Source organism: Bosea sp. BIWAKO-01, assembly GCF_001748145.1.
In the GTDB taxonomy this organism is placed as follows: domain Bacteria; phylum Pseudomonadota; class Alphaproteobacteria; order Rhizobiales; family Beijerinckiaceae; genus Allobosea.
Window position 1 is genome coordinate 601,027 of record NZ_BCQA01000001.1, and the last position, 25,287, is coordinate 626,313.

Sequence of the window (25,287 nt, forward strand, 5' to 3'; positions counted from 1 at the left end):
GGCGTTGCTGTGCGTTCCGGTTCGAACTTGTCGCGGGCAGCATTGGCCGCGTCACGGCATTCAATACAAATGCCGTGCCAGCCGGCCGATCAGGTCCAAGCCTTTGAATTCCTTTAGTTTGATAAAGAGCAATGGGCTGCGCCGATCGCTCACGCCTGCCATTGTGCGACGCACAAACAGAACGCAACCGCACAAATATTGGGCGAGCCTAAAATTTCAGCGGAGCGCCAGATCAAAGGCGACAGGCCTGAAAACCGCCCGCGCCCTCTCGCTCATGCCCGGCTCCAGAACAAGCTGCCCTGCCCGCGCCATGGCGGCGAGCAGCCAGTCGGCATGCCCCGGCTCGGGACGCAGCGCCTTCTCGTCGAAGCGGATATAGGAGGCGACCCGCCGCACCGGCCGCCCACCGCCCTGAACGATCTCGCCGCGCAGGATCGCCTCGATCAGATCGGCGGGCATGCCCAATCTCTCGGGCGTGGCGAGAAGCTCCGCCAGGCGGGGCCAGTTCGCCTCCGCGCCAGCCCAGCGGCTCGCATCGACAAGAGCCGCATTCAGCCGCGACACGGCCTCGCCGCGGCGCTCGACATCGTCGGCCCTCCAGGCCAGCGCCTTTTCCGGGCAATCGGCCTGCAGATCGACCCCGCAATGCAGGATGGCGCCGACATCGGCAGCAACAGCGAGGGTATTCCAGGGCGCGCCGGCACAAAAGCCGTCGACACGACCGCTGCGCAACGCCTCGACCGTTTGCGCCGGAGGCACGATTTCGAAGCGAACATCCTGGCCGAGGCGGACGCCGCCTCGCGCCATCCAATCGCAGAGAAGATAGGTATGGCTGGAAAATCCGAACACCGCGGCAAAAGTCAGTGGCGGCAGGCCCGAGGCCCTGCGCATCCCGACCAGCACCGCCAGCGCGCGCGCCGAAACCATGGGATCGGCCAGATCCCCATCGGCAGCCCGCGCCAGTTCCTCGAAGCGACGCGTCGAGACCGTCACCGCATTGCCGTTCAAATTGAGCAGGATCGGGGCTGTCATCGGCGCGGTGACGCCGCCAATGCCGAGCGTCGAGGCTATCGCCGCCGGCGCCAGCATATGCGCGGCGTCGAGGAGGCGCACATGCAGCCTGTCGCGCAGGTTGGACCAGGAGACATCACGGACGAGTTCGAGGGCAAGTCCCCGACCTTCAGCGAAGCCGGCATCAGCCGCCGCGACCAGCAGGGCGGCATCGACCAGGGGAAGGAAGCCGACGCGCAGGTGCAGGGTCATTTCAGCACCTCGGCCGCCGTGATGATGGAACGGGCAATTTCGACAAGCTTGCGCTTTTCGTTCATCGCCGTGCGGCGCATCAGGGCGTAGGCCTCCTCTTCGGGGAGTTCCTTGAGGCGCATGACGATGCCCTTGGCACGATCGATCAGCTTGCGGTCGTCGAGCTGCGATCGCACCTCGTCCAGTTCCTCGCGCAGCTTCCGGAAGGCGTTGAAGCGGCTGATGCAGGTCTGGAGGATGGGCTTAAGCCGCTCCTTCTTCAGCCCGTCGACGATATAGGCCGAGACGCCCGCCTCGACGGCGGCCTCGATCGAGGCCGCGTCCGACTGGTCGACGAACATGGTGATCGGCCGCTTCACGTGCTGGCTGACCAGGAACATGTCGGCCAACGCATCGCGGCTGGGATCCTCGAGATCAATCACCACCACGTCGGGATCATGCGTCTCGATGGCAGCGACCAAGCCATGCGTCGCGCCCATTCTGACGAGGTCGGTAAAGCCCGCCTCGCGCAAACCCTCGTCGATGATGGCCGCCCGGACCGGGTTGGCATCGACGATCAGGATCTTCAACGCAGGTGTCATGAGCCACGACGCCTAACGCATTGAGGGTAAGGCCCCACTCAGCTCGACAGGATTGCGACACCTGCCAGAATGAGACCGCCACCTGCGATGCGGGCAAGCTGCGGCATCCGCACCGCGAACTGGCTCGCAAGAAGCAAGCCTACTCCATGCAAAGCAGATGTCGCGATCACAAAGCCGATCGCATAGCTCACACGGCTGGCATCCTCCGGCAGCTCGGCACCATGGGCAAAGCCGTGGAAGATCGCGAAGATCCCGCAGGCAAGGGCGCCGGCGGCGAGCGGCGGCGCGAGATTGAGCGCGATGGCAAGCCCGAGGATGACGACAGAAAAGGCGATGCCGACCTCCGCGCCTGGAAGCTGTCCCCCGGCCATGGCCCAGAGCCCGGCCAGCGCCATGGCCGAGACGAAGGCGACGGGATAGGCGATGCGCGCCCTGCCGCCGACGAGCCCGGCCCAGAGACCGACGGCGATCATCGCCAGCACATGATCCAACCCGGTGAGCGGATGCTGCAGCCCGTGAAAGAGACCATTGACGGAGCCGACACCGGTATGGGCAAGGGCGGGTGCCGCCATCATCGTCACGAGCGACGCCAGGGCACCCGTCAATCGCGTCAGCATGTTCGCCTCCCCTATCCCCCGGCGATCGCCCTCAGGCCGCCCACGGTCTCGATGAAATCCACCACCGCATCGACGCCCTCGCCCTCCCGCGTATTGGTGAAGACGAAGGGCCGCTTGCCCCGCATGGTCCTTGAGTCCCGGTCCATCACAGCAAGATCCGCGCCAACATGCGGAGCGAGATCGGTCTTGTTGATGACGAGCAGGTCCGAGCGGGTGATGCCCGGGCCGCCCTTGCGCGGGATCTTCTCGCCGGCGGCGACATCGATCACGTAGATCGTCAGATCGGCGAGTTCGGGCGAGAAGGTCGCCGCCAGATTATCTCCGCCTGACTCGATCAGGATCAGGTCGAGCGCGGGAAATTTGCCGCGCATTTCCTCGACCGCGGCGAGATTGATCGAACAATCCTCGCGGATGGCGGTATGCGGGCAGCCGCCGGTCTCGACGCCCATGATGCGCTCCTCGGGCAGAGCTCCCGCGACGGTCAGGAGACGCGCATCCTCCTTGGTGTAGATGTCATTGGTGATGGCGCAGAGATCGTAACGATCGCGCATGCGCTTGCAGAGCACCTCCATCAGGGCGGTCTTTCCGGAACCGACCGGGCCGCCGATGCCGACGCGCAAGGGGCCGTGAGGAGAGCGGGTCATGAGCGGAACAGCCTCGAATACTGGGTTTCGTGGCGCAGGGACGCAAGGTCCGAGCGCAGCGCGCAGCCGCCGAGATCAGCGAGCGTCGCGGTTTCCGCGCGCGTGGCAGCCGCATGCAAGGACGGCACCAGCCTAGCCGTGATCCTCTGCCCGTCGGTCTGTCCGACGATGCCGAGCCTGACCGAGGCCGAAACCAGATTGGCGACAAAGGCGAGGCTGTAGGCTTCCAGCGCCGGGCGCAGCGGCACGTCATGGCCGCTGGCGGCGGACGCGACAGCGATGGGATAGGCGATATCGCCCTCCCAGGCAGCGCGGAGCCGATCACATGCCCCGCAAGGCCAGGCGGCACGAACGGCCGCCACGAACGCATTGCCCTGCGTCACCGTTTCCAGCCGGCGCTCCGCGGAGTTCGCCAGCGCCAGGGCCAGTTCCGCCACCTCGCTCAGCGCCGCGTCGTCCTCAGCCCCAAGCGCGTTGTAGGCGCACGTGAACAGGACGAGGTCGTTATGGAGCGAGCCGTGGCCGACGAGCGCATCGAGCCAATCGCGAAGCGTGTCGGCATTGGTGAGGTCGCCGGCCTCGAAGGCCCATTCCAGCCCATGCGAATAAGCAAAGGCGCCGACCGGGAAGGACGGCGAAAGCCAGACCATCAACGGCAGATGGGCGTGCGACATCAGCCCTCAATGGTCGTGCTTGTGACCCTTGTGCGCGTGTTCGGCGCCATGATGGTGGCCGTGGTCATGCTTATGATCATGATCGCCATGGCTGTGGTCGTGACCACAGCCGCAATCCGCGCCATGGGCGTGGGAATGCGCATGAGCTTGGGCGTGGTTCGCGTGATCATCACGCTTGCTCTCATGGTGGTCGTGGCCATGGTGATCGTGAGCATGATCATGGCCGGCGTGAACGTGTCCCTTGTCGTGATGAGCGTGGCCGTGATCGTGCCCGCAGCCGCAGGATGCGTCATGCGCGTGATCGTGGTCATGACCGTGATCGTGATCATGGTCGTGACCGTGATCATAGGCGCCGCGCTCGGGCTGGAACGGGCGCTCGACCACGCTCATGGCGCAGCCCTGACCCCGGACCATCTCGGCGAGGACATGGTCGTTCTCGATATAGATCGCGTCCGCCGTGATCTCCGCGGGCGTGTGCCGGTTGCCGATATGCCAGGCGACGCGCATCAGCCGCAGCGGGTTCTCGGCCCGCACTTCGAGCAGGCTCTGCGCAGCGGCCCTGATCAGGACCAGGCCGCCATCCTCGAGCTTCACGGCATCGCCATCGTTCAGAACCGTCGGCTTGTCGAGATCGAGCAGGATCTCGCGCCCGCCATCGCCCTTCAGCGCGATGCGGCGGCGATTGCGATCCTCATGGTCGAGCGTCAGGGTCTCGACGACCTTGTCCTGCTTGACCGCGGCCTTGCGGACGACGGAGGTGGCGCGCAGCATGATGGTACCCGTGACAACGAAATGGATCAGAGGCGATCGACCGATCGCGGCTCGACCACTTCGATCACCGGAGGCGTCGTGACGCAAGCCCCCGCGATCTCGAGGAATGCCTGAAGATGCGGCTGCTGCAGGTGGCGGTCGATATGCTCGCGCTGCTCCCAGCTCTCCACCGACACGAAATACCCAGGCTCCATGATGCTCTCATGCATGTCATAGGCGAGACAGCCATGTTCGCGACGCGTCGCAGCGATACAGTCCTGCGCCGCAGCGACAAAGGCTGCGCGGGTTTCGGGGCGGATGCGCGCCCGCGCAATGACGATGACCGGATCCGACATACCGCGTTCTCCTCACTTGCCTCTGGGCGCTTCACGCGCCCGGAGGGAATACGCGCGCGCCAGCCGGCTGGATGCACCAGCCGCCGCTCCCTCCGCAGCTGAACAGCGCAGAGGGTCCGGCGGCGCGCGGTGCGCTTGCGAAGGCGAGGAGCCGGATATCGCCGCGTTTACCGCGGCAGCGCCTTCACCTCGGTGTCGAACTTCTTCAGCAGGCGCGAGCGCTCGGCCGGGCTGCCCCAGCGCGGCGTATCGTAGTCGATCAGCTTGATCTCCGAGAATTTTGGCGCGTCGGGAGAGAGTTCGGCGTTCCTGTTCGACGGGATCGAGTTGATCTTGAGTTTGGCGTTGATGTTCTGCGCCTCGGGCGAGAGCGTGAAATCGATGAAACGGCGCGCCGCCTCGGCGTTCCTGCCGCCCTTGATGATCGAGACCGAGCCCGTCTCGTAGCCCGTGCCTTCGCAGGGCGCGACGGTCTTGATCGGCGCCCCCTGCAACTTCTGCGTCAGCATGTCGTGGATGAAGGCGATGCCGATCGCCGTCTCGCCCAATGCCGTCGCCTTGACCGGCGCAATGCCGGACTTGGTGTACTGGTTGATGTTCTTGTGCAGGGCCTTGAGATAGTCGAAGCCCTTCTCCTCCCCGAGGCGCTGCACGGTGGTCGCGAGGAAGACGTAGGCCGTGCCGGACGAGCTCGGATCGGCAATCTGGACCTCGTCGCGATAGGCCGGATCGAGCAGGTCCGCCCAGCATTTCGGCTCGGGCAAACCCTTCTTCTTCAGCATCTCGGTGTTATAGCCGACGCCGAGCGCTCCGAGATAAATGCCGGAGGTGCGGAATTTCGACTGCTCGGCATGGCGCTGCGCCCAGTCATGCAGCTCGGCGAGCTTGGGCGAACGATACTCGTCGAGCAGCCCCTCCTCCGCAGCCTGCAGATGCGGCTCCCCGGGGCCGCCCCACCAGACATCGCCACGCGGATTGGAGGCTTCAGCCTTGACCTGCGCATAGACCTCGCCCGTGCTCTTGCGCACCATCGAGACCTTGATGCCGGTGGCGCGCTCGAACATCGTCGCGCCCTCACGGCACTGCTCTTCGAGAATCGAGCAATAGACCGTGACCTGCCCCTGCGCCGCGGCGGGCTGATAGGAGGCCAGAAGCGCAGCACTGGCGAGCCAGAACGACGCCTGGCGAGCGAAACGGAAACCGGACACGAGCTCTCTCCCTGGCAACTTGCCTGCCTGACAAATTGATTTGCCGACGAAGAAAGAATGCGCGAGCGGCCTAGTCAATACGGGAGCGGCGCAGCCCCCTGCGGTCCACAGTGCAAGGCGCCCCCCCAATCGCTCAGAACAGGAAATAGCGCTGCGCCAGCGGCAATTCCCTGGCAGGCTCGCAAACCAGCAACTCGCCATCCGCCACCACCGCGTAGGTTTCCGGATCGATCTGGATGTCGGGCGTCGCGTCGTTGTGGATCATGCTCTTCTTGGAGATGCCGCCGCGCGTATTCTCGACCGCGACCATCTCCTTGTCCGTACCGAGGCGGGACCTGAGGCCATTGGCCATCGCGGCCTGCGAGACGAAGAGCAGCGATGTCGTGGTCACGGCCTTGCCGAAGGCGCCGAACATCGGGCGGTAATGCACCGGCTGCGGTGTCGGAATCGAGGCGTTGGGATCGCCCATGGGCGCTGCCGCGATCATGCCGCCCTTGAGGACGAGATCGGGCTTGGCGCCGAAGAAGGCCGGCGACCAGAGCACGAGATCGGCGAGTTTGCCGATCTCGACCGAGCCGATATGGCGCGAGATGCCATGCGCGATCGCCGGATTGATCGTGTATTTCGCGACATAGCGCTTGGCGCGAAAATTATCGGCGCCAGTGCCGGCGTCCTGCGGCAGCGGGCCGCGCTGCACCTTCATCTTGTGCGCGGTCTGCCAGGTCCGGGTCACGACCTCGCCGATGCGCCCCATGGCCTGGCTATCCGAGGACATCATCGAGAGCGCGCCGAGATCGTGCAGGATGTCCTCGGCGGCGATCGTCTCCTTGCGGATGCGGCTTTCGGCGAAGGCGAGATCCTCAGGGATAGAGGGCGAGAGATGATGGCAGACCATGAGCATGTCGAGATGCTCGTCGAGCGTGTTGACCGTGAAGGGCCGCGTCGGGTTGGTCGAGGACGGCAGCACATTGGGCAGGCCCGCCACCTTCATGATGTCGGGCGCATGGCCGCCGCCGGCCCCCTCGGTGTGGAAGGCGTGGATCGTGCGGCCCTTGAAAGCCGCGATCGTGTCCTCGACGAAACCGCTCTCGTTCAGCGTGTCGGTGTGGATCATCACCTGGATGTCGTAGTCGTCGGCGACGGACAGGCAGTTGTCGATCGCCGCCGGTGTCGTACCCCAGTCTTCATGCAGCTTCAGCGCGCAGGCGCCGGCCTCGATCATCTCCGTCAACGGGCCCGGCAGCGCTGCATTGCCCTTGCCGGCGAAGGCGAGGTTCATCGGGAAGGCGTCGGCCGCCCTGATCATCTGGCCGAGATGCCAGGGGCCGGGCGTGCAGGTCGTCGCGAGCGTGCCATGGGCCGGGCCGGTGCCGCCGCCCAGCATCGTGGTGAGGCCGCTCATCAGCGCGTCCTCGATCTGCTGCGGGCAGATATAGTGGATATGGCTGTCGAAGCCGCCGGCGGTGATGATCTTGCCTTCGCCGGCGATGACCTCGGTTCCGGGACCAACGATGATGGTCTCGGACGGATCGAAGTTCCCGAACCCGTTCTGGATATCTGGATTGCCGGCCTTGCCGATGGCGCAGATGCGCCCGGCCCGGATACCGATATCGGCTTTGATGATGCCCCAATGGTCGAGGATCAGCGCGTTGGTGATGACGGTGTCGACCGCACCAGCTGCATTGCTGACCTGGCTCTGGCCCATGCCGTCGCGAATGACCTTGCCGCCGCCGAACTTCACCTCCTCGCCATAGGTGGTGAAGTCCTTCTCGACCTTGATGACGAGTTCGGTGTCGCCGAGGCGCACCGTATCGCCGGTCGTGGGGCCGAACATGGCGGCATAGGCATTGCGCGGAAAGGGAAAGGGCATCTCGAAGTCCCTGGTCGGTTCTTGCGACGTGTTAGCAATTCTCAGGCCGATGCATCGGGCTCCGACTTGGCCTGCCGGTCCTCAGCGCGCCGCTTCGTCTTGGCCTTCGCGCCCGCGGGCTTGCGGCGGCGGGCAGCGCGCAGGCTCTCTTCCTGCAGCATCTCGAGCTGGACCTGCTGGATCTCGGCCAGCCGCTGCCATTGCCGGGTGATCAGATGGTCGATCTTCTCGTGGAGATGGCGGATCTCGAGTTCGGCCTTGAGGTTGACCTGATAGTCGTTGAACGAGCGCAGGCGATCCTTCTGCTCCTGCCGCTTCTGGCTCATCATGATGATCGGAGCCTGGATCGCCGCGATGCAGGAGAGAACGAGGTTGAGCAGGATGAAGGGATAGGGGTCGAACGCCTTGTCCATCCCTTCCACGACATTGATCATCATCCAGATCGCCAGCACCACTCCAAAGCTGATCAGGAAGGCCCAGGAGCCGCCGAAAGCGGCGAGACCGTCGGAGAGGCGCTGCCCTACCGTGCGCTGCTCCTCGAAATCGTCCTCGACATTCGCCGCGATGGTGTCCTGCTTGGCGATGCTTTCGACGACTTCACGGTCGAGCTCCGTGTACTCGCCATGCTCCTCGCGCAGGATTTCCTCGACATAGCGCGTGCGGTAGCGCGCGAGCTCCGTCTTGCTGATCAGGCTCTGCTCGGTGAGCTGCGGAAAATCGGACTGGATGCGCTCGGCCAGCGAAGGACGCAGCGTGGCGAGCGGGACGAGGTTCTTGCGGCTGGTCTCGACGCCCGAAATGGCGCAGGTCCCGCGCTTCTTTCCGTTCGCGGCTAGTTGTTGTGACGGTTTCTCTGCGATTTCGGTCATCGGCACTCTCACCCCGCACCGGCATCGGTCTCGCTAGAGCTTACCCATGATCTCCTGCCGGAAGCCATAGACCTCGCGCTTGCCGCCGAGCGCCACGAGCCTGACCTCGCGGGTCTGGCCGGGCTCGAAGCGCACCGCCGTTCCCGCCGGAATATCGAGACGAAAGCCCCTCGCCCTCTCGCGTTCGAAGGAGAGCGCGGGATTTGCCTCGAAGAAATGATAGTGGGAGCCGATCTGGATCGGCCGGTCGCCGGTATTGGCAACCGCGAGCATCAGGCTCTCGCGACCTTCATTGAGAATGAGGTCGCCGGGCAGTGTCGTTACTTCGCCGGGCTTCAGACGCCCAGCCGAGCCGCGGATCGGCTCATGCACGGTGACGAGCTTGGTCCCATCGGGAAAGGTCGCCTCGACCTGCACGTCATGGATCAGCTCGGCGATGCCGTCCATGACCTGGTCGGCCGAGATCACATGGGCGCCGGCCTCCATCAGCTCGGCGACAGAGCGACCGTCGCGCGCACCCTCGACCACGAAATCGGTGATGAGCGCCACGGCCTCCGGATAGTTGAGCTTGACGCCGCGCTCCAGCCTTCGCCGCGCCACCATGGCAGCCATGGCGACGAGCAGCTTGTCCTTTTCGCGCGGCGTCAGGTTCATGCCTTTTCCTTCTCGTCTTCCTCGTCCTCTTCGGACTCGTCTTCCGAGGTCTCGACCTCTTCGTCGTCCTCGTCTTCCGCCTCGTCCTCATCGAGGTCGAGATCGGCGTATTCATAGGCGAAGACGATCTCGCCGGTGGCGGGATCGAAGCTGCTCGTGGTGGATTCCTCGAAGGCGTCGATCAGCATCTCGGCATGATCGGGCCCGTCGACGTCAAAGCGACGCGTGACGGTTTCCCCCTCGCCAGCAAGCGCGAGTTCGACCGCCCAGCCCCGCGAGCCGGTGTCATAAATGCATTTCAGGCCTTGGATCGCCAGCATGGTGCTCTCCTCACGTGGACCATGTGCGCGGCAGCGCACGCCCCGTGACATGCCGAAGCAGCATGACGAGGGCGCGACGGAGCGCCTGGGCATCGCGGGAGAGAAGGCGAATGACGAGAAGGCCGGAGACAAGCCCGGCCCCGGCCTCGACGCTGACACAGGCGGGATCCTCGGCAAGTAGCACCCGAAGTTCATCGAGCCTGGCGGGATGTTCCGGGCCGGCGGCGATCACGGTTGCGACGGCCCGCGCCCCGGCGGCAATGGCAGGCCGCTCCAGCGTGGCGGCGACCTTACCGTCAAGGCGAAGCTCGTCAGCGAAAATCAGGCGGCCATCGCGACGGATGCGCCAGCGGTCGTGAATGGCACCGCGCTGCATCGTCTCGCCCATGGCGATGCGGCCGAAGACGATCGATTCACAGGCGACGAGGCGCGCGTCGGTGGCGAGGTCGATCGTCAGGTTCCGGGCGAGGCGAGCGCCCGAGAACAGGATGCTCTCCTGCGGCAGCCAGGCGAGGGCCGCTCCGGCAGCAACCGAGAGACTGGTCTCGATCCGCGTGTCAGCGCCTTGGCTGCGATAGATCTTCTCGGCCGCCTGCGTGGTGATGACCGCCTCGGCCTGCGCCTCGATGGCAGCATCGACCCGCATCGCGTCGCCGCCGGCCATGCCGCCGCCGGTGTTGATCAGCACGGCCTCGCAGGTTGAGGCGAAGGTGTCGGGGAAGCGGGCGCGGTAGCCGCCGGACTCGGCGAGCTCGAGCCGGCGCGTCACTTCGCCGACCCTGGCGAAACGCAGCCGCACGCCGCCATTGGCCCTCACATAGGCCGGCAACAGCGGATCGGCGGAGGCCGGAAACGGCGGCGCGAACATCGAAGGCCCTGGCGCGAATGAACCTGAGCCATTCTCCGCCTGCGGCCTCGACGGGCAAGAGGCGGCGCCGTCAGCGCCGCCCAAATTTCAGGCAGGCGATGCCCGTTCCGCGGGCGTCGCTTCAGCCGGGGCCCGTTTCGATCAGAAAGCGCATCACCTCGCCGCGCGTCGGCGCGCCAGCGCGACCGCCAAAGCGCGTACATTTGATCGCAGCGGCCGCCGACGCGAAGCGGATGGCGTCGCGCTCGTCCTGTTCCTCCGCCAGCGCCAGCGCAAAGGCCCCGTGCCAGACATCCCCTGCGCCAAGCGTGTCGACGGTCTCGACCGCGAAGGCCGGCAGATGCGCGACTTCGCCATTTTCGATGAAGAGCACCCCCTCCTTGCCGAGCGTAACGGCAAGCCAGGTCGCTGACCCTTGCGCGATCCGGGCGAGGCCAAGGCGCGGATCCACCTCCCCCGAGATCTCACGCAAGGCCTGGGCGCTGAAGGCGACATGGCTTGCGGTCGCCACGAGATCGGGATGCGGCGGCCTGCGGTCGCCGTCGAGCAGGCCTGGAATACCGGCCTGGCGCGCAAGCCTCAGCGCCGCGAGCGCTCCCTCGCCCCAGCGCGTGTCGGCGAGCACGGCCTTCGCCCCATCCGGCAGGGTCTTCGGGAGCCAATCGGCGCTCTCCGGCATCGCCGGATCGGAATAGGAGACGACCATGCGTTCGCCAGCGGCATCGACAAGAATGGCTGAAACCGGTGAGCGCAACCCCACGGCGCGCAAGGCAAAGCGGGTATCGACGCCCTCGTCTGCGAGCTCAGCCACGATCTCGTCGCCGACACGGTCGTCCGCGAGCCGGGTCGCCAGCCAGGATTGACCGCCGAGCCGCGCGATGGCGACCGAGGCATTGCCGGCGCAGCCGCCGCCGACCACCGCCAGATCGCGTGAGCGATATTTCTCGCCACGCGTCGGCATGGTCTCGACGCTGTAGACATAGTCGAGGGTTGCGATGCCGAGACTGAAGACGCCTGCCATGGATTTCAACCGCTGAAGCGATATTCGCTGACCTGCCGGTAAACCTCGCCGAGGCGCAGCACGGTCGTGGGAAAATGCGGCAGATTGGGTGAGTCCGGCACGTGCTGGGGTTCCAGCGCAATACCGGCATTCGGACCATAGGGCTGGCCATCGAGCCCCGCCACGGAGGTGTTGAGCTTGAAGCCGTCATAGACTTGGAGCGCAGGCTCCGTCGTCCAGAGCTGCATCGCGAGCCCACTGCGCAGCGAACGCAAGGTCGCGGCATGGGCGAGCGTCAGCCCGGCGAGCACGCTCGGCTCACACTGGTCGCGGAGCAGGACATAGTCGTGATCGAACCAGAAGCGCGTGCCGTCGGGGTTTGCGAAGCGGATCGCGCGCGGCTTGCGAAAATCGAAGGGCGTGCCGACAACCGGAACGAGCGATCCGTCCGGGATCAGGTCGGCGTCGACCGGCGTCATCAGATTGGCGCGGACCTCGAGCTCGTGGTCGAGAATATCGGGACCATCATCGAGCTTGAAATAGGAGTGATGCGCGAGATTGACGATCGTCGGCGCATCGGTGGTGGCGGTGAGTTCGATGCGCAGCGTCGCTGCCCCGACCAGGCTGTAGCGGCACCAGAGATTCAGCGCACCGGGATAGCCGGCATCGCCGTCAGGCGAGACCAGGGCCAGCGTCACGCTTGCCGCGTCATGATGCAGGATCGTCCAGGGCCGCTTGCCAAAACCCTGCCCGCCACCATGCAGCGAATGCCGGCCGTTCTCGTTCAGAGGCAAATGATAGGTCTTGCCGTCGAGTGTGAAGCGCCCGCCACCAATGCGGTTGGCGAAGCGTCCGGCAATCGCGCCCATATGTGAGGCGTGCTGGGGATAGTCGGCGGGATCGGCGAGCCCGAGTACGACACGCTGGGGCTGGCCGCTGTGCAGCGGCACGCGCAGATCGCGCAGCGTCGCCCCCCAGTCCATGACACGCGCCTCGGCCCCGTCGGGCGAGCGAAGCACGATGTCGTGGATCGGCGTGCCGTCCGAAAGGGTCGCGGCGAGAGCAGGCTTGGTCATGGGCATCACACCACCGGCAAGGAAACGCGGCCGAAGCCGCGCCCTCTCGTGCCCGATTTCATCGCCGCGCTCAACGGCAAGGCGCGTGTGCCCTCACCATACCCCGGTATTCGGCATGCTCGCCCACGGCTCGGCCGGCGCCTTGGCAGGCCCCTTCTGCAGGAGCTCAATCGAGATATTGTCGGGCGAGCGGACGAAAGCCATGTTTCCGTCGCGCGGAGGGCGGTTGATCGTGACGCCCGCCTTCATCAGCTTGTCGCAGGTCGCGTAGATATCGTCGACCTCATAGGCGAGGTGACCGAAATTGCGGCCGCCCGTATAAGCTTCCGGATCCCAGTTATAGGTCAGCTCCAGCGTGGGGCGGCCACGGCTGCCTTCGGCGCCCTTGGCGTCGGCGGCGTCATCGCGCGCTGCCAGGAAGACCAGTGTGAAGCGTCCCTTCTCATTTTCGATGCGGCGGGTTTCGACAAGGCCGAACGTGTTCACGTAGAAATCGAGTGACGCGTCGAGATCGGTGACACGCACCATGGTGTGGAGATATCGCATGCTTTGGGCTCCCCTTGTTCGGCCGGGTTGATCTCGCTCCTAAATCGGGCCAGACGCTCTGCTTTCCAAGAGGCGGCGCGCGAGGCGGGCCATGACGAGAACGCAAGACGTGGACACGAAACGCCCCGACGCCGCAACAATTTCCAGCATCAAGCAGCGTGCTGCCTTGCTGTCGGTGATGGCGACGCTCTTGCTGACCGGAGCCAAGGGCATCGCCGCGATCCTCTCCGGCTCGCTCGCCCTTTTGACCGACGCCTTGCAGGGGCTGATCGATATCGGCTCGACTCTGTTCACCTGGTTCGCGGTGCGCGCGGCCGACAAGCCGGCCGATGCGGAACACCATTACGGCCATGGCAAGGTCGAGGCGCTGGCGGCGCTGGTCGAGACCGCGATCCTCTTTACGCTGGCCGGCGCGATCCTCTGGGAGGCGATCAGCCGGCTGTGGAGCGGTACAGTCGACGCCGTTACCGTCACGCCCATCGTGCTCGGCGTCATCCTCTTTTCGATGATCGTCGACGCGATCCGCTGGCACTCGCTGCGCAAGGTTGCGGCGGAAACGGGCAGCGAGGCCCTGGCCGCCGAAGCGACGCATTTTTCGGCGGATTTCGTCGGCTCGGCACTGGTTCTCGTCGGCCTCATCGCCGCCTGGTTCGGCTTTGGGCGGGCCGACACGATCGCCGCCTTCGCGATCGCGGCCTTCATGGCCTATTCCGCCTTCAAGCTCGGGCGCCGCACGATCAATACATTGCTCGACGCTGCCCCCGCCGGGCTGAGCGAGCGCCTGACAGCCGCAGCCGGGGCCGTGCCCGGCGTCGTCGCCGTGGAATGGCTGAAGGTCCGGCCTTCGGGCGGCCAGACCCATGGCGAGATCGGAATTCGCGTCTCGCGGACGCTCCCGCTCGACCGCGTCGTCGCCATCAAGGACGCGCTCGTGCTGGCGTTGCGCGAGGTCGAGCCAGGGGCCGAGATCACCGTCACCGCCAACCCGATCCAGGTCGATGACGAGACCGCGCTCGAGCGGGTTCTGCTGATCGCACTCAAACTCAAGATCCCGGTGCACCACGTCACCGTGCACAGCATCGGCGACCGACTCTCGGTCAGCCTCGATATGGAGGTCGATTCCCGGCTGCCGCTCGGCGAGGCGCATGAGATCGCGACCCGGCTCGAGACCGCGATCCGCGCCGAGTTCGGCGGCGAGACAGAGGTCGAGACCCATATCGAGCCCATGGAAACCGGCACGCCCCCGGGCCACAATGCCGCATGGGACGCGGTGGAGGATATCGGCAAGGCGCTTGCCAAGGAGGCCGCGGGACTCGACGGCCCGATCCACGACATCCACAGCGTCCGCGTGCGCCAGACCCCGAACGGTCTCGTGGTGAATTATCACTGCCGCGTCGATCCGGCGCTCGACGTCGCGGCGGTCCATGCTGCGGTCGACGCGATCGAGCGCGCTGTCCGGATCGCGCGCCCGCAGGTCTGCCGGCTGGTCAGTCATGCCGAGCCTGCGCATCTGCGCCAGCCTGCCTGATCAGCGCACACGGACTTTCAGCGGAAGGGGGCTCGGGCTACAGACAAGGCTCAGATCTCGTTTTCGCCAGGGTTGTCCATGCGCGCCGAAGATACCCCCCTGATCCGTCTCGAGGATTATCGTCCCTCCGACTGGCTGATCGATACGGTCGATCTCGACTTCGTTCTCGATGCGCATGAAACGAAGGTACGGGCCCAGCTTGGCCTCAGGCCGAATCCGGCCGGGCAGCCGGGATCGGCACTGGTCCTCGACGGGGACGAGCTCACGCTGGTCTCGCTCAAGCTCGATGGAACCACGCTGGATACGGCTGCCTACAGCGCCACGCCGCAGGGATTGACCGTGCTCGCGCCGCCGCAGCGCGGCTTCACCCTCACCATCGAGACGGTACTGAACCCCTCGGCCAACACCAAGCTGATGGGGCTCTATCGCTCGTCCAACGTCTACTGCACCCAGTGCGAGGCGGATGGCTTCCGCCGGATCACCTATTTCCTCGACCGCCCCGACGTGATGTCTGTCTACACCGTGCGCCTGGAGGCGAAGAAGGCCGAGGCTCCGGTCCTGCTCTCGAACGGCAACCGTGTCGCGACCGGGGACGTCGCCGGCACCGACCGGCATTTCGCAGTCTGGCACGACCCCCATCCCAAGCCCGCTTATCTGTTTGCCCTGGTCGGCGGCAGGCTGGACCATGTCCGCGAGGACTATGTCACCGCCGATGGCCGCAAGGTCGAGCTTGCCGTCTATGTCGAGCCCGGCAAGAGCAGCCGCGCCGGCTGGGCGCTGGACTCGCTGGTGCGCTGCATGCGCTGGGACGAACGTGTCTTCGGCCGGAACTATGATCTCGACGTGTTCAACGTCGTCGCCGTGTCGGATTTCAACATGGGCGCGATGGAGAACAAGGGCCTCAACATCTTCAACGACAAATATGTGCTGGCCGATCCGCAGACCGCCAGTGATGGCGATTATGCCAGCATCGAGGCGATCATCGCGCACGAGTATTTTCACAACTGGACCGGTAACCGGATCACCTGCCGCGACTGGTTTCAGCTATGCCTGAAGGAAGGTCTCACGGTCTTCCGCGACCAGGAATTCTCCTCCGACGAGCGCTCCCGCCCGGTGAAGCGCATCGCCGATGTGCGGACCCTGCGCGCAACCCAGTTCTCCGAGGATGCAGGGCCCCTCGCCCACCCCGTCAGACCGCGCGCCTACAAGGAAATCAATAACTTCTACACGCCGACCGTCTATGAGAAGGGCGCGGAGGTGATCCGCATGCTCAAGGTCCTGATCGGCGACGAGGCCTTCAGGCGCGGCATGGATCTCTATTTCGAGCGCTGCGACGGCACCGCTGCGACGATCGAGGAGTTTCTGGCCTGTTTCGCCGAGAGCTCGGGCCAGGATCTCAGCCATTTCGCGCGCTGGTACGAACAGGCGGGCACCCCAACGATCCTCGCCTCCGGCCGCTACGATGCTACCGCAAGGAGCTATACGCTCGACCTCGCCCAGAGCACGCCACCGACGCCCGGCCAACCCCAGAAGGCGCCCGTAGTGCTGCCGATCGCGCTCGGCCTCGTCGGCACGGCCGGCGACCTGCCGCTCCACAGCAACTCGAATGCCTATGCCGGAGACGGCCTCATCGTGCTCGACCAACCGTCGCTGTCGGTGACCTTCACGGGCCTGGATGAAGCGCCGATCCCGTCCCTGCTGCGCGGCTTTTCGGCCCCGGCGCGGCTGGAGCTCGATCTTGCCGATGCCGATCTGCTGCGCCTGTTCTCGGCAGACAGCGATTCGTTCAATCGCTGGCAGGCGCTCCAAACGGTCGCGACGCGCGCGTTGACCCGCGCCGGGCGCGGAGCCCTCAGCGCGGCCGGGCTTGCTGACAAGGCCACGGAGCTCGCCGGAGCGCTCGACGCCTTCCTGCGCGATCATGCGCTCGCCGACCCTGCCTTTGCCGCCCAGGTGCTGCGCCTGCCCGCCGCCGCCGATATCGCCCGTGAGATCGGTCGAGATGTCGATCCCGACAGGATCCATGCGGCCCACCGCGCACTCTCGGCACAGATCGGCAAGGCCCTCGCCGACAGGCTTTCGAGCCTGCGCGACGCGCTTGACGATAAGAGCCTCTATTCTCCCGATGCCACGGCAGCCGGGAGACGGGCGCTGCGCAATGAAGCGCTGGGACTGCTCGCCATCGGCGCTCCCGAGACGAGCGCGCGCCTCGCAGATACGCAGTTCAGCGCCGCCGACAACCTGACCGACCGGCTTGCGGCACTCGCAGCCATGACACTGATCCCGGGCGAGGCTCGCGAAGCCCTGATCCGGCGCTTTGCAGAGCGCTATGCGGCTGAGCCGCTCGTGCTCGACAAATGGCTGATGGCGCAGGCACTGATCGCCGAGCCCGGCACGCTCGACCGCGTCAAGGACCTGATGCGGCACCCGACCTTCTCGCTCGGCAACCCGAACCGCGTCCGCTCGCTCATCGGCGGCTTCGCCGCCAACCTGACGCAGTTCAACCGAGCCGATGGCGCCGGCTATGATTTCGTCGCGGATATCGTGATCGCGCTCGATCGGACCAACCCCCAGATCGCCTCGCGCCTGCTCGGTTCCTTCAAGACCTGGCGCACGCTGGAGCCGGGCCGTCGCAGCCTCGCTCATGCGGCCCTCACCATGGTGTCGCGCACCCCCAATCTGTCGCGGGACGTCGCCGATATCGCGGAGCGCGCACTCGCCTGAGAGGCGGGGCGCGCGCCGCCTGTCCAGTTCATTAACGATTTATTACCCGCACAAGATTCATTCTATGAATTGCTACAACCATAGGGTGAATTATGAGGCCCTGATTCAACTCAAAGCTAGACAAACCGATTCGGTCGGATTCAACTGGCGGTGATTCGAGGGGATGCGGCACGTCTCCCGATCTTACTGACGGTACTGTTATCCGAAGGGGGACGGGCATGGCGCGTGCGAACGCGACCTGCGCGGCAACGCGCGCAGGCACGATTCTGGGTGTCGCAAGATCGCTGACTCATCCGCTCTACCAGCGGTTTGAGAAGGCTGAGCCGACCTTTCGCAAAGTCATCCCTGCCCTCGTCCTCGGCTTTTTCGTCCTCTTCGGTGCCGGCGCCTATATCCAGACCTCCGCGATGCGCGACGATGCATTGTCGGATGCGATATCTGATCTTGACCTCGTTGCGTCACTGATCGCGCGAGAGCTCGACATCGCGACAAAGATCGATGCGGCACCTGCGACTGTTCTTGCCGCACTTGCGACCAAGCACCTGTCGTCACGCGGTCGCCTCGTCCATGTCAGCGATGCCGGCGGTCAGGTCATCGCCAGCGAGCCGGTGATTGGCCAGGCCCGGCGCACGCTGGTCGACTTCCTTGGCCAGACCCAGCCGCTGACCGTGTTCGGCGACCGGGCCGGCGTCATGAAGATCGTTCTCCCAGGCGGCCTGGAGACCTTCGCGACCGTCCGCAACCTCGCCGCCCCGCTCGGCCAGGTTGCGGTGCTGCAGCCCGCGTCGCGGGTGCTGTCGCTCTGGAATGAGCGCAGTCGTGCGCTCACCATCCTGTTCGGCTCGGCGGCGCTGGTCCTTGCCGCGCTGACCGTCGCCTTCCTGATGCAGTCGAAGCGCGCCCGCGCTGCCGACGAGGATTGCGACTGCGTGCGGGAGCGTATCGATACCGCGCTCAACCGCGGCCATTGCGGCCTCTGGGACTGGGACCTCGCGCGCGGCCGCATCTACTGGTCGGATTCGATGTATGCGATGCTCGGCTATGACCGTGCTGGCGACTTCATGTCCTTCGGCGAGGTCAATGCCTTCATCCATCCGGCCGATGTCGATCTCTACGCGCTCGCAGACGCGATCAGCCGCGGCGAGGCCGACCATCTCGACCAGGAATTCCGGGTTCGCGACGTCAATGGGGGCTGGGTCTGGCTCAAGGCCCGCGCCGAGCTGGTCACCGACCGGCGCACCCATTCGCAGCACCTCGTCGGCATCGCCGTCGACATCTCCGAGCAACGCCGCATGGCCGAGCAGACCGCAACAGCCGATGCCCGCCTGCGCGATGCCGTCGAAGCCATCTCGGAAGCCTTCGTGCTCTGGGACGCGGACAACCGTCTCGTGCTCTGCAACGCCAAATACCAGCAATTGCACCAACTTTCCGCCGAAGCCGTCCACCGGGGCGTCAGCCACGAAGAGGTGATGAGCCTCAGCGCCCAGCCCAATATCGACCGCGAGCCGACCCGCCACTCCCGCGAGAACGGCACCTCCTATGAAGCGCGCCTCTCCGATGGACGCTGGCTCCAGATCAACGGACGCCGCACGAAGGATGGCGGCTCGGTTTCGGTCGGCACCGACATCACCACGCTGAAGCAGCAGGAAGAGCGGCTGACCCAGTCCGAGCACGAACTCCTGATGCATGTCACCAATCTCAAGGCCTCGCGCCAGAAGCTCGAAGCGCAAGCGCAGCAACTCGCCGATCTCGCCGAGCGCTATCTCGAGCAGAAGGCTGCCGCCGAGAGCGCCAACCGCGCCAAGTCGGAATTCCTGGCGAATATGAGCCACGAGCTGCGCACGCCGCTCAACGCCATCATCGGCTTCTCCGAAATCATGGAGAACGGGATGTTCGGCGCCCTCGGCAGCGAACGCTATGTCGAGTATGTCCGCGACATCCGGACCAGCGGCGGCTATCTGCTCAGCGTCATCAACGACATCCTCGACATGTCGCGGCTGGAATCCGGCAAGCGCCGGCTGGAAGCCTCCGATGTCGCGGTCGACCTCGTCGTGGCCGAAGCAGTGCATGAGGCGCAGGACCAGATCGCGCGCAAGGATCTCACCCTGACCGTCGAGGGGGCCAAGAACCTGCACCTCGTCGCCGACCCGCATGCGCTCTATCAGATCCTTCAGAACCTGCTCGACAACGCGATCAAGTTCACGCCCACCGGTGGGCGCGTCGCCATCCGCACGCGGCAGGTGCCGGACGCGCTCAACATCTATGTCGAGGATACCGGCATCGGCATCCCGAAGGAGAAGATCGACCGCATCGGCCGGCCCTTCGAGCAGGTCGAGGGCGAGCTGATCCGCAGCCATGGCGGCTCCGGCCTCGGTCTCGCCATCGCCCGGTCCCTGACGGAGCTCCATGGCGGCTCGCTGCGCCTGCGCTCGACGAGCGGCGCCGGCACGATCGTGATGGTGCACCTGCCCCTGAACGGGGGTGCCGGGCGGATCAACGCCCGGGCTGCGTAAGCCTCCCTCAGCCCTGACGGGCTGCGCCCAGCACCCGCTTGAAGATCCCGCGCACGGCGCTCCGCGTTTCGTCCAGTTCTGCGCGCAGCACCTTGGCATCCGGCCGGCCAACGGCCGTCGCGATCCGGCGCAGCACACGCTCCGGCACCGCCTTCGGATCGAAAGCCTCCTCAACGGTGAAGCGCTGCCATAGCTGCACGTCGCCGATCAGACGGTGCGCCTCCACCAGAACCGAGACATCCCCTTGCGCCAACAGCCCGGCTTCGCGCGCAGCGACGAAGACCGACGCGGTCTCGCGCACCAGAAGCCCGGGGTGAGCGCTGGCGTGAGCCAGGATCAGGAACTGCGCCAGAAAATCCAGATCCGTCAGCCCGCCTGCAGCGAGCTTGAGATCCCATGGATCGCTCTCACCCTTCTCCCTGGCGATCAGTGCCCGCATGTCGGCAACCGCGGCAGCGACCTTGGCCGGCTCGCGGCTGCGGCCCAGGATGGCCGCGATCGCCGCTTCAGCGCGGCGTGCGAGCCCAGCATCGCCGGTGATCACGCGGGCACGCGTCAGCGCCATTTCCTCCCAGATCTCGGCTTCGCCGCTGTGATAGGCCTCGAAGCCGGCGAACTGGGTTGCGGCCGGGCTCTTGTTGCCGGAGGGCCGCAGCCGCATGTCGACCTGGTAGAGCGTGCCACGCCGCGTCGGCACCGTCAGGGCCGCAACGAGGCGCTGCGTGAAGCGGATATGCCAGGTCACCGGATCGAGCGATTTGCGCCCGGTGCTGGCCTCCGATGCAGCCGGCCGGTCATAGAGCAGGATCAGGTCGAGATCGGAGGACGGCGTCAGCTCGCCCGCCCCGAGCCGGCCGAGCCCGAGGACCACCGTCTCCGCCCCCTCGACCACGCCATGGTCTTCTGCGAAGGCCGTCTTGGTGTCGTCGAAGGCAACGCACAGGCAGGCATCGGCCACCGCGCAATAGGCCTGACCGGCCTGCTGGGCGGCATAGACGCCTGAAAGCAGCCGCGCCCCGACGAGGAAATTCTCCTGCCGGGCTGCATCGCGCAGTCGATCGAGCCCGTCTTCCACGCTGGGCGGCGGCGTGCCGACCGCGGCGCGAATGCGCCGCGCAACCGCCTCGCCATCGAGCACGGATGAGGTGAAGGCCGGGTCGATGACGCCATCGAGCACATGCGGGTGCAGGGCGGCGACTTTGGCCAGGCGGGGGGCGCTGCCAAGAATCTCGGCGAAGATCGTCAACAGCGAGCCATGCGAACGCAGCAGGGTCAGCAGTTCGACAGCCGCCGGCATCCGCACGAAGGCGTTGTCGAGATGGGCGAGCGCACCATCGGGATCCGCCGTGCGGCCCAGCGCCACGAGCAGCGCCGGCGTCAGCTCGGTCAACACCTCGCGGGCGCGAGCACTGGTGACGGCAGCCCGGCGGCCGAAATGCCAACCGCGCACGGTCTCCGCCACGGTTTTCGGGGCGCGGAAGCCGAGCTTGCCCAGCGTTTCCAGCGTATCGGGATCAAGCTCGGTGCCAGTGAAGCTCAATGTGCCGGCCTCGCTCGCCAGGCTCGGACCTTCTTCGAACAACAGCCCATAATGACCTTCGACGCGCTTGGCATGAGCCGTCAGCGCCTTGCCGAAAGCGGCCGTCGAGGGATAGCCGCAGAAGCGGGCAAAGGCCTCGAGATCGGCCTTCTGCGTCGGCAGAGTCTGCGTCTGCTCGTCATTGCGCATCTGCAGGCGGTGCTCGATCGTGCGCAGGAAGCGATAGGATTCGCCGAGCTCGTCGCGCGCCTGGGGCGTGATCCAGCCTTCGCGGGTCAGTTCGGCCAGCATGTCGAGGGTCCGCGCACCGCGCAAAGCCGGACGCCTGCCGCCGAAGACGAGCTGCTGTGTCTGCACGAAGAACTCGATCTCGCGGATGCCACCGCGCCCGAGCTTCACGTTATGGCCGGCGACCGCAACGGTCTCGTGGCCCTTCACCGTCTGAATCTGGCGCTTCATCGCATGGATGTCGGCGATCGCGGCGAAGTCGAAATATTTGCGCCAGATGAAGGGAGCGAGATCGCGGATGAAGCGGTGGCCGAGTTCGAGATCGCCCGCCACGGGGCGCGCCTTGATCATCGCCGCCCGTTCCCAGTTCTGACCGACGGTCTCATAGTAGGAATAAGCGGTCGGCAGCGCGACGGCGACATGGGTCGAGCCGGGATCGGGCCGCAGCCTGAGATCGACGCGGAAGACATAGCCGTCCGGGGTCCGTTCCTGGATGATCCGGGCGACCTGTTGCGTCAGCTTGACGAAGAAACTCGACGGCTCGGCGACGCCCGCGGCCTCGGCCGCTTCGGGATCGAAGAAGACGACGATATCGATGTCGGAGGAGTAATTCAGCTCGCCGGCGCCGTGCTTGCCCAGCGCGAGCACGACGAGCCCCGAACCCGGGCCTGGATTGCCTGGATCGGCCAGTGTAATCCGACCGAGGTCAGCGGCCTGCCGCAACGCATGCGCAACCGCCAGCCGCACCGCCATGTCGGCGGTCGCGGTCAAGGCGGCCGTCACCGTCTCGACATCCCAGAGGCCGCCGATATCGCCGAGCGCCACGAGCAGCGCCATGGCCTGGCGAAAGCGTCGCAAGCCCCGCATCAGTTCGCCGGTCTCGCATTCGGCGGCGGCACCCAGCGCCTGGATATCGCTGAGCAGGGCGTCCCGCCGCGCTTCTGGCGGCAAGGTCAACGAGGCGAGCAGCCCTTCGGGGTCAAGTCGCATGACCTGCGCGAGAAAAGGCGAATGCGCCAGCAGACCAGCGACGAGTTCGGTCGAACGCGGATATCCAGCGAAATGGGCGGCGAGCGCCTGGGCTGATTTCTCGTCCCGCAGACGGTCGATCAGGTCATGCGCGATGAGCGCATCGGCCTTGGCCCGCGCCGGCAGGACGGGCGCGCTCGACACTCTCTCGCAAAGCTGCCCGTCCATTGCATAACCCCGCCGATCAAGCCGACTGGAGGCCAGCAGGGTTCGCCTGCGCTGTCGAGGCGGGAAGCGCTCCTTCCCCGGCTGTTTCCACAGGCTTGGGTGGCGCTTCCGGCAGCAGCATGACGACGCGCAGGCCCGGCGCATTGTCCTCGAGCCTGATCTGGCCGCCATGGAGCCGGACGACGCCGGCCGCGAGCGAAAGGCCGAGCCCGAAGCCGGGCTTGCTGCGGCTTTGATCCAGCCTGACGAAGCGCTCGAGAACGCGACCGCGGTCGGCCTCGGGAATACCTGGCCCATTATCGGTCACGGAGAGCTCGATCTGTTGCCCGACCACACCGGCGGCAACGCGCACGACGGGAGCGGCATCCCCGGTCGGCTTGCCATATTTCAGGGCATTGTCGATGAGGTTGGCGAGCGCCTGTCCGATCAGCTCGCGATTGCCCAATACGCGCAGGTCAGGCGTGACCTCGGTAACGATCTCAAGGCCCGCCTCTTCCGCCAAGGGATCGTAGAGCTCGGCGAGCCCCGAGACGACTTCCGAGAGATCCAATTCGGCCATGCTGTCATTGATCCGCCCCGTTTCCAGCCGCGCGATCATCAGCAGCGCATTGAAGACGCGGATCAGATTGTCGGCCTCGTCGATGGACGCATCCAGTGCGCCGCGGAGTTCGTCCGGCGACTGGGCGGTCCGGAGCGCCTCCTCAGCCCGGTTGCGCAGGCGTGTCAGCGGCGTCTTGAGATCATGCGCGATATTGTCGGAGACCTCCTGCATGCCAGACATCAACTCGCCGATCCGGTCCAGCATGGCATTGAGATTGAGCGCCAGCCGATCCAGCTCGTCGCCGGTACCGGAGATCGCGAGCCGTCCCTTGAGATCCCCCGCCATGATGGTCTGCGCGGTGTCGGTCATGTCGTCGATGCGCTTGAGCACGCGCCGCGCCACAAACCAGCTCGCGAAGCAGCCCAGCACGAAGACGAGCAGAAGCGACCAGCCGGCCGCCCGTCGGATCACCACGCCCAGCCGGTCCCGTTCCTCGAGGTCCCGGCCGACGAGCAGCCTGAAGCCGGCTGGAAGCACGAAGACCCGAACGATGGCGCGGCTCGGCGAGTCGAGCGCATCGCTGCTGCGGGAATATTCGATCTCGCTCTCACCCGGCAGGTCGAGAGCGCCCGGCTGCAGTGCCTCGACATTCCCGGCCAGACGCTCGCCGACCGGCGTCGTCACGAGATAGAGCGAAGCGCCCGGCGCGCGCGAGCGCCGCTCGATGATGTTGACGAGGCGCCTGATGCCCCCCAGGCGCTGCTGCTCGGCCAGCCCCTGGATCTCGGCATCGATCGTCGAGCGGATCTGGTCATCCAGCAGCCGCTTGGCGTTCCAGGCGACATAGCCGAGCACGAACCCGGCGAAGAGCGCGAAGATGACGAGATAGATCGCGGTCAGCTTGAAGGCGGTGGTGCGGAACAGGTTCGGCAGGAAGCGCTGCTTCCTCTTCGGAGCCTGAGACGCGCCGGAGCCCGGCGAGACGATGTCAGCGGGTCGTGTCACGAACCATGTATCCCGCGCCGCGAATGGTGTGGATCATCGGATGCTCGAAACCCTTGTCGACCTTCGAACGCAACCGCGAGACATGCACGTCGATGACGTTGGTCTGCGGATCGAAATGATAGTCCCAGACATTCTCAAGCAGCATCGTGCGGGTCACGACCTGCCCGGCATGCTTCATCAAATACTCGAGCAGGCGGAATTCACGTGGCTGCAGCGGAATCTCGCTGTCGCCGCGAGTGACCCGGTGGGCCAGCCGGTCGAGCACGAGATCGCCGACGCGATAGGTCGTCGGCTCCGAGGCGGGCGCCGCACGCCGCCGCGACAGCACCTCGACGCGCGCCAGCAGCTCGGAAAAGGCATAAGGCTTCGGCAGATAGTCGTCGCCGCCGGCACGCAAGCCCTTCACGCGATCATCGACCTGCGCGAGCGCCGACAGGATCAGCGCCGGTGTCGCATCGTTCTGCTCCCTGAGCGAACGGATCAGCGACAGGCCATCGAGGCGCGGCAGCATGCGATCGACCACCAGAACGTCGTAGCCGCCCCCCTCCGCCATCGCATAGCCCTGCAGGCCGTCGGCGGCATGATCGGCAACATGACCAGCCTCGCGAAAGGCCTTGACGAGATAGGCCGCCGCTTCGGCGTCGTCTTCAACGATAAGGAGTCGCATGACGGCAGGTTACCTCAGGAAACTGAAAAACGGCAGGCCGGATGAATA

22 protein-coding genes are annotated in these 25,287 nt (G+C 65.8%); 3 read left to right on the forward strand and 19 right to left on the reverse strand.

The features are described 5' to 3' along the window. Positions 1-216: 216 nt before the first annotated feature. The 16 genes from BIWAKO_RS02780 to BIWAKO_RS02855 all read right to left on the reverse strand — a co-directional run bounded on the left by BIWAKO_RS02780 (position 217) and on the right by BIWAKO_RS02855 (position 13,296). On the reverse strand, positions 217-1,263 hold the full coding sequence (locus tag BIWAKO_RS02780) for a CmpA/NrtA family ABC transporter substrate-binding protein (RefSeq protein ID WP_069877245.1): 1,047 nt from the start codon (positions 1,261-1,263) through the stop codon (positions 217-219). Next, the gene (locus BIWAKO_RS02785) at positions 1,260-1,844 is read right to left on the reverse strand and encodes an ANTAR domain-containing response regulator (RefSeq protein WP_069877246.1); all 585 of its coding nucleotides are present in this window, start codon (positions 1,842-1,844) and stop codon (positions 1,260-1,262) included. The genes BIWAKO_RS02780 and BIWAKO_RS02785 overlap by 4 nt, the downstream gene beginning before the upstream one ends. A gap of 38 nt (positions 1,845-1,882) precedes the next feature. After that, entirely contained in the window at positions 1,883-2,461 is a 579-nt protein-coding gene (locus BIWAKO_RS02790; RefSeq protein WP_141739962.1) for a HupE/UreJ family protein, read from the reverse strand. An 11-nt stretch (positions 2,462-2,472) separates the two neighbouring features. After that, positions 2,473-3,105 (reverse strand): urease accessory protein UreG, encoded by a 633-nt coding sequence (gene ureG, locus BIWAKO_RS02795; protein ID WP_069877247.1) that lies wholly within the window; start codon positions 3,103-3,105, stop codon positions 2,473-2,475. Beyond that, complete coding sequence (locus BIWAKO_RS02800) at positions 3,102-3,779, reverse strand: urease accessory protein UreF (RefSeq protein ID WP_069877248.1); 678 nt, start codon at positions 3,777-3,779, stop codon at positions 3,102-3,104. The genes ureG and BIWAKO_RS02800 overlap by 4 nt, the downstream gene beginning before the upstream one ends. Before the next feature lie 6 nt (positions 3,780-3,785). Beyond that, on the reverse strand, positions 3,786-4,550 hold the full coding sequence (ureE, locus tag BIWAKO_RS34110) for an urease accessory protein UreE (protein ID WP_074471495.1): 765 nt from the start codon (positions 4,548-4,550) through the stop codon (positions 3,786-3,788). 26 nt (positions 4,551-4,576) lie between these two features. After that, complete coding sequence (locus BIWAKO_RS34115; RefSeq protein ID WP_074471496.1) at positions 4,577-4,885, reverse strand: putative quinol monooxygenase; 309 nt, start codon at positions 4,883-4,885, stop codon at positions 4,577-4,579. 167 nt (positions 4,886-5,052) lie between these two features. After that, positions 5,053-6,093 (reverse strand): ABC transporter substrate-binding protein, encoded by a 1,041-nt coding sequence (locus tag BIWAKO_RS02815; protein ID WP_244523342.1) that lies wholly within the window; start codon positions 6,091-6,093, stop codon positions 5,053-5,055. A gap of 133 nt (positions 6,094-6,226) precedes the next feature. Then, on the reverse strand, positions 6,227-7,963 hold the full coding sequence (gene ureC / locus BIWAKO_RS02820) for an urease subunit alpha (RefSeq protein ID WP_069877251.1): 1,737 nt from the start codon (positions 7,961-7,963) through the stop codon (positions 6,227-6,229). A gap of 41 nt (positions 7,964-8,004) precedes the next feature. Continuing rightward, entirely contained in the window at positions 8,005-8,832 is an 828-nt protein-coding gene (locus BIWAKO_RS02825) for a DUF1003 domain-containing protein (protein ID WP_084651130.1), read from the reverse strand. Positions 8,833-8,865: 33 nt separating this feature from the next. Then, positions 8,866-9,486, reverse strand: coding sequence for an urease subunit gamma (locus BIWAKO_RS02830; RefSeq protein ID WP_069877252.1), 621 nt, complete (start codon positions 9,484-9,486; stop codon positions 8,866-8,868). Continuing rightward, positions 9,483-9,806 carry a hypothetical protein gene (locus BIWAKO_RS02835; RefSeq protein WP_069877253.1) on the reverse strand — a complete coding sequence of 108 codons (324 nt, stop codon included), beginning with the start codon at positions 9,804-9,806 and terminating at the stop codon, positions 9,483-9,485. The genes BIWAKO_RS02830 and BIWAKO_RS02835 overlap by 4 nt, the downstream gene beginning before the upstream one ends. Positions 9,807-9,816: 10 nt before the next feature. Then, the gene (locus tag BIWAKO_RS02840; RefSeq protein WP_069877254.1) at positions 9,817-10,674 is read right to left on the reverse strand and encodes an urease accessory protein UreD; all 858 of its coding nucleotides are present in this window, start codon (positions 10,672-10,674) and stop codon (positions 9,817-9,819) included. Between the two features lie 121 nt (positions 10,675-10,795). After that, on the reverse strand, positions 10,796-11,695 hold the full coding sequence (locus BIWAKO_RS02845; RefSeq protein WP_069877255.1) for a PfkB family carbohydrate kinase: 900 nt from the start codon (positions 11,693-11,695) through the stop codon (positions 10,796-10,798). A 5-nt stretch (positions 11,696-11,700) separates the two neighbouring features. After that, positions 11,701-12,750 (reverse strand): aldose epimerase family protein, encoded by a 1,050-nt coding sequence (locus BIWAKO_RS02850; protein ID WP_069877256.1) that lies wholly within the window; start codon positions 12,748-12,750, stop codon positions 11,701-11,703. A 93-nt stretch (positions 12,751-12,843) separates the two neighbouring features. After that, on the reverse strand, positions 12,844-13,296 hold the full coding sequence (locus tag BIWAKO_RS02855) for a VOC family protein (RefSeq protein WP_069877257.1): 453 nt from the start codon (positions 13,294-13,296) through the stop codon (positions 12,844-12,846). A 109-nt stretch (positions 13,297-13,405) separates the two neighbouring features. Here BIWAKO_RS02855 and BIWAKO_RS02860 point away from each other — a divergent pair, with 109 nt between their 5' ends. From BIWAKO_RS02860 to BIWAKO_RS02870, 3 genes are all read left to right on the forward strand, one after another. Then, positions 13,406-14,824: a cation-efflux pump gene (locus BIWAKO_RS02860; RefSeq protein ID WP_244523343.1), complete on the forward strand. Its 1,419-nt coding sequence runs from the start codon at positions 13,406-13,408 to the stop codon at positions 14,822-14,824. Positions 14,825-14,902: 78 nt separating this feature from the next. Continuing rightward, positions 14,903-17,548 carry an aminopeptidase N gene (gene pepN, locus BIWAKO_RS02865; RefSeq protein ID WP_069877259.1) on the forward strand — a complete coding sequence of 882 codons (2,646 nt, stop codon included), beginning with the start codon at positions 14,903-14,905 and terminating at the stop codon, positions 17,546-17,548. A gap of 218 nt (positions 17,549-17,766) precedes the next feature. Continuing rightward, the gene (locus BIWAKO_RS02870; protein WP_069877260.1) at positions 17,767-20,061 is read left to right on the forward strand and encodes a PAS domain-containing sensor histidine kinase; all 2,295 of its coding nucleotides are present in this window, start codon (positions 17,767-17,769) and stop codon (positions 20,059-20,061) included. A gap of 7 nt (positions 20,062-20,068) precedes the next feature. On the opposite strand, the gene BIWAKO_RS02875 is transcribed toward BIWAKO_RS02870, so the two are convergent. The 3 genes from BIWAKO_RS02875 to BIWAKO_RS02885 are packed head-to-tail and all read right to left on the reverse strand — an operon-like array spanning position 20,069 to position 25,239. Beyond that, complete coding sequence (locus BIWAKO_RS02875; protein WP_069877261.1) at positions 20,069-23,026, reverse strand: bifunctional [glutamine synthetase] adenylyltransferase/[glutamine synthetase]-adenylyl-L-tyrosine phosphorylase; 2,958 nt, start codon at positions 23,024-23,026, stop codon at positions 20,069-20,071. 16 nt (positions 23,027-23,042) lie between these two features. After that, entirely contained in the window at positions 23,043-24,500 is a 1,458-nt protein-coding gene (locus BIWAKO_RS02880; RefSeq protein WP_141740320.1) for a HAMP domain-containing sensor histidine kinase, read from the reverse strand. Between the two features lie 55 nt (positions 24,501-24,555). Next, positions 24,556-25,239, reverse strand: a complete 684-nt coding sequence (locus BIWAKO_RS02885) for a response regulator transcription factor (protein ID WP_043241143.1) — start codon at positions 25,237-25,239, stop codon at positions 24,556-24,558. Positions 25,240-25,287: the final 48 nt, after the last annotated feature.

Bases quoted from the DNA above. Each gene is read 5' to 3' on its own strand.
- BIWAKO_RS02780 (WP_069877245.1), bottom strand. From the start codon at position 1,263: ATGACCCTGCACCTGCGCGTCGGCTTCCTTCCCCTGGTCGATGCCGCC.
- BIWAKO_RS02785 (WP_069877246.1), bottom strand. From the start codon at position 1,844: ATGACACCTGCGTTGAAGATCCTGATCGTCGATGCCAACCCGGTCCGG.
- BIWAKO_RS02790 (WP_141739962.1), bottom strand. From the start codon at position 2,461: ATGCTGACGCGATTGACGGGTGCCCTGGCGTCGCTCGTGACGATGATG.
- ureG (WP_069877247.1), bottom strand. From the start codon at position 3,105: ATGACCCGCTCTCCTCACGGCCCCTTGCGCGTCGGCATCGGCGGCCCG.
- BIWAKO_RS02800 (WP_069877248.1), bottom strand. From the start codon at position 3,779: ATGTCGCACGCCCATCTGCCGTTGATGGTCTGGCTTTCGCCGTCCTTC.
- ureE (WP_074471495.1), bottom strand. From the start codon at position 4,550: ATGCTGCGCGCCACCTCCGTCGTCCGCAAGGCCGCGGTCAAGCAGGAC.
- BIWAKO_RS34115 (WP_074471496.1), bottom strand. From the start codon at position 4,885: ATGTCGGATCCGGTCATCGTCATTGCGCGGGCGCGCATCCGCCCCGAA.
- ureC (WP_069877251.1), bottom strand. From the start codon at position 7,963: ATGCCCTTTCCCTTTCCGCGCAATGCCTATGCCGCCATGTTCGGCCCC.
- BIWAKO_RS02825 (WP_084651130.1), bottom strand. From the start codon at position 8,832: ATGACCGAAATCGCAGAGAAACCGTCACAACAACTAGCCGCGAACGGA.
- BIWAKO_RS02830 (WP_069877252.1), bottom strand. From the start codon at position 9,486: ATGAACCTGACGCCGCGCGAAAAGGACAAGCTGCTCGTCGCCATGGCT.
- BIWAKO_RS02835 (WP_069877253.1), bottom strand. From the start codon at position 9,806: ATGCTGGCGATCCAAGGCCTGAAATGCATTTATGACACCGGCTCGCGG.
- BIWAKO_RS02840 (WP_069877254.1), bottom strand. From the start codon at position 10,674: ATGTTCGCGCCGCCGTTTCCGGCCTCCGCCGATCCGCTGTTGCCGGCC.
- BIWAKO_RS02845 (WP_069877255.1), bottom strand. From the start codon at position 11,695: ATGGCAGGCGTCTTCAGTCTCGGCATCGCAACCCTCGACTATGTCTAC.
- BIWAKO_RS02850 (WP_069877256.1), bottom strand. From the start codon at position 12,750: ATGACCAAGCCTGCTCTCGCCGCGACCCTTTCGGACGGCACGCCGATC.
- BIWAKO_RS02855 (WP_069877257.1), bottom strand. From the start codon at position 13,296: ATGCGATATCTCCACACCATGGTGCGTGTCACCGATCTCGACGCGTCA.
- pepN (WP_069877259.1), top strand. From the start codon at position 14,903: ATGCGCGCCGAAGATACCCCCCTGATCCGTCTCGAGGATTATCGTCCC.
- BIWAKO_RS02870 (WP_069877260.1), top strand. From the start codon at position 17,767: ATGGCGCGTGCGAACGCGACCTGCGCGGCAACGCGCGCAGGCACGATT.
- BIWAKO_RS02875 (WP_069877261.1), bottom strand. From the start codon at position 23,026: ATGGACGGGCAGCTTTGCGAGAGAGTGTCGAGCGCGCCCGTCCTGCCG.
- BIWAKO_RS02885 (WP_043241143.1), bottom strand. From the start codon at position 25,239: ATGCGACTCCTTATCGTTGAAGACGACGCCGAAGCGGCGGCCTATCTC.